Annotated in this window: 1 protein-coding gene and 1 pseudogene; one reads left to right on the forward strand and one right to left on the reverse strand. The window is 76.6% G+C overall.

All coding sequences use genetic code 11. From position 1 onward, the window contains the following. Nucleotides 1-402: pseudogene (locus AB0O29_RS34750) on the reverse strand (hypothetical protein); the annotation flags it as partial. 1684 nt (nucleotides 403-2086) lie between these two features. Between AB0O29_RS34750 and AB0O29_RS34755 the strand changes: the two are divergent. Beyond that, nucleotides 2087-3064 carry a carbohydrate kinase family protein gene (locus AB0O29_RS34755; RefSeq protein WP_365160108.1) on the forward strand — a complete coding sequence of 326 codons (978 nt, stop codon included), beginning with the start codon at nucleotides 2087-2089 and terminating at the stop codon, nucleotides 3062-3064. Nucleotides 3065-3114: the final 50 nt, after the last annotated feature.

Raw genomic sequence — 3114 nt, forward strand, 5'->3', positions numbered from 1 at the left:
GGCTATGCCCGTGGCGCACCGGGCCTCGGCCGCCGCCGGGAGCGCTTCCGGTACGCCGCTCGCCGCCCCGGGATCCGTGCCTGCCGTGCAGCGGGCCGAGGCGCCCGGTGCGGGCAGTCCGTCCGCGTCCGCGGAGGCAGCAGCTCCGGGCTCGCCCTCGCCGTCGGTGGCCGCGCCCCGCCCTCCGTCGAACGGTCCGGCCGTCAGGCGTACGGGGCTCGGCGCACCGGTGCGCCGGCCCGCGGGTACGGTGCCCCCGGACGGGCCCGGCGGGCAGCGGCCGTCGGCCTCCGGGACGGTGCCGGGGGCCCGGGAGACGAGCCGGGACCGATCCGGTGCGGCCTCCCCTTCGGTGACCGCCTCCGGCCCCGCACGGGCGGCCGCGCCCGCTTCCCCGGGCACGACTCCCCTGCCCGACAAGCCCGTTCAGCGAGCCGTACCCGCGCCCGGCACGACACCGCGAGCGGCCCGGCCCGCCACGAACCCCGACGGCGGCGCCCCCCGGGCGGCCGCCCCCTCGGCGACGCCCCGACCGGCATCCCGTCCCACGCCGCCGTCCGAGGCGCCCGTCCAGCGTGCCGTGGCACCGATCCTGCCGGGGCCGGCCTCGTCCGGCGGGCCCGTTCCCCCCTCCCTCCGGCGGGAGCAACACGCTCCGGCCACCGGAGCCGATCTTCCGACCACCCGCCCGGGGCACCCCCGGGCCACCGCGACGTCGGACGCAGCCGTTCGCCCGACCACCCCATCGGGCCACCCCCAGGCCACCGCGACGTCGGACGCAGCCGTGACGTCCGACGGGCCTCGCCCCGCCCGAACCCCGGCTGCCGCCGCGCCACATCGGCCGGGCCTCCCGGACACCCACCCGGGACAACCCCGATCCGCGCAGACCCCCTCTGCCCCGAGGCCCGAAGGCACCGGGCTCCCGACAACCCGTCCGGGGCCGCCCCACGCCTCCCCGGCCCCCAACACCCCACAAGGCGCCGACCACCCCGCGCAGCTCTCCCAGAAGTCCGACGGAACCGGGCTCCCGACGCCACGTCCGAAGCAGCCCCGCGCTTCCGCGGCCCCCCATCCCACCGCACCGCACGGCCCCGGCCTCCCGGCCGACCACCCCGTGCAGCTCCGAGCCGCCCAGCCGTCCGGCACCACGGCGTCCGAAGGAACCGGGCTCCCGACGGCCCGTCCGGTGCGGCCGCACACTTCCGCGACCCCCGCACCGCGCGGAGGGGACCTTCCGGCCAACAACCCGGGACAGCCCCGGGTCACCCAGTCCCCCGCTGCCCCGACGCCCGCAGGCCCCGGGCTCCCGGCCACCCGCCTCGGCCAGCCGCACGGCGCCGCCTCGGCCCCCGTCGCCCGGATGTCAGACGGCCCCGAATCCCCGACCACCCACCTGGGTCAGTCCCACACCACCCCGACGCCCGCAGACCCCGCGTCCCCGACCACCCGCCCGAGCCGACCCCAGGCCTCCCCGGCCCCCGCACCCAACAGTGCGGGGCTCCCGACCACCCACCTGAGCCCGCCCCACGCCACCCCGACGCCCGCAGGCCCCCGGACCCCGGCCGCCCGCCTCGGCGAGCCTCACGCGGCCCGGGCCCTGGGTGCCGCCGCACCACACGGACCGGGCCTCCCGATCACCCACACCGGACGGGCTCAGGCCCCCGCAGCCACATCGCGCGGAGCCGTCGGCCCGGCCACCCGCCCAGGTCAGCCGCCAGCCGCTCAGGGCCCCGCCGCCACTCCCGACGGAGCCGGTTCCGCGTCCACCCGTCCGACGCCGCCTCAAGCCGCCTCCGCATCGGACGGTTCCGGCCACCCGGCCACCCGCCCGGGGAGGGCTCCGGCGCGACCGCCCAGTGCGGGGCCATCCGGGCGCAGTCGCCCAGCAGCCGGGCGAAGCCGGGGCGGGAGTCGGAGGTGTACTCGGTGTAACCGAAACCATCGGTATAGGTCATGGAGGCACGGTAGACACGCCGAGTCGGGCGAAGGAAGTCCTACTACGGGGTAGTTTCAGCCGGTCGGCCGCAGGCCGGGGACCGGGTAGTTTTGACTGTCACCCGCCGTCATCCGCAGGAGCATCCACGCCGTGCGCATCGCAGTCACCGGCTCCATCGCCACCGACCACCTCATGACCTTCCCGGGCCGCTTCGCCGACCAGTTCGTCGCCGACCAGCTCCACACGGTCTCCCTCTCCTTCCTCGTCGACAACCTCGACGTGCGGCGGGGCGGCGTCGGCCCGAACATCTGCTTCGGCATGGGGCAGCTCGGCAGCCGCCCGATCCTGGTCGGCGCCGCCGGCTCGGACTTCGACGAGTACCGCGCCTGGCTCGACCGGCACGGCGTGGACACGGACTCGGTGCGGATCTCCGAGGTGCTGCACACCGCGCGCTTCGTCTGCACCACGGACGCCGACCACAACCAGATCGGCTCCTTCTACACGGGCGCGATGAGCGAGGCCCGGCAGATCGAGCTCAAGGCCGTCGCCGACCGGGTGGGCGGGCTGGACCTGGTCCTCATCGGTGCCGACGACCCCGAGGCGATGCTCCGCCACACGGAGGAGTGCCGCACGCGCGGGATCCCCTTCGCGGCGGACTTCTCGCAGCAGATCGCCCGGATGGACGGCGAGAACATCCGCACCCTGATGGAGGGCGCGACGTACCTCTTCTCGAACGAGTACGAGAAGGGCCTCATCGAGTCGAAGTCCGGCTGGACGGACGAGGAGATCCTCGCCAAGGTCGGCACCCGGGTCACCACGCTCGGCGCGAAGGGCGTCCGGATCGAGCGGGTCGGGCACGAGCCGATCCTCGTCGGCTGCCCGGAGGAGACGGCGAAGGTCGACCCGACCGGCGTCGGCGACGCGTTCCGCGCCGGGTTCCTGACCGGGCTCGGCTGGGGCGTCGGCCTGGAGCGGGCCGCGCAGGTGGGCTGCATGCTGGCCACCCTGGTCATCGAGACCCTGGGCACCCAGGAGTACACCCTGGCGCGGGCGCACTTCATGGAGCGCTTCACGAAGGCCTACGGCGACACCGCCGCCGCCGAGGTCCGCGCCCACCTGGAGGCGTAGCCCCGCCCCCGGACCGGGGGCTCCGCCCCCGGACCCCCGCGCCTCAAACG

It is taken from the genome of Streptomyces sp. NPDC089915, from assembly GCF_040684675.1.
GTDB lineage: Bacteria > Actinomycetota > Actinomycetes > Streptomycetales > Streptomycetaceae > Streptomyces.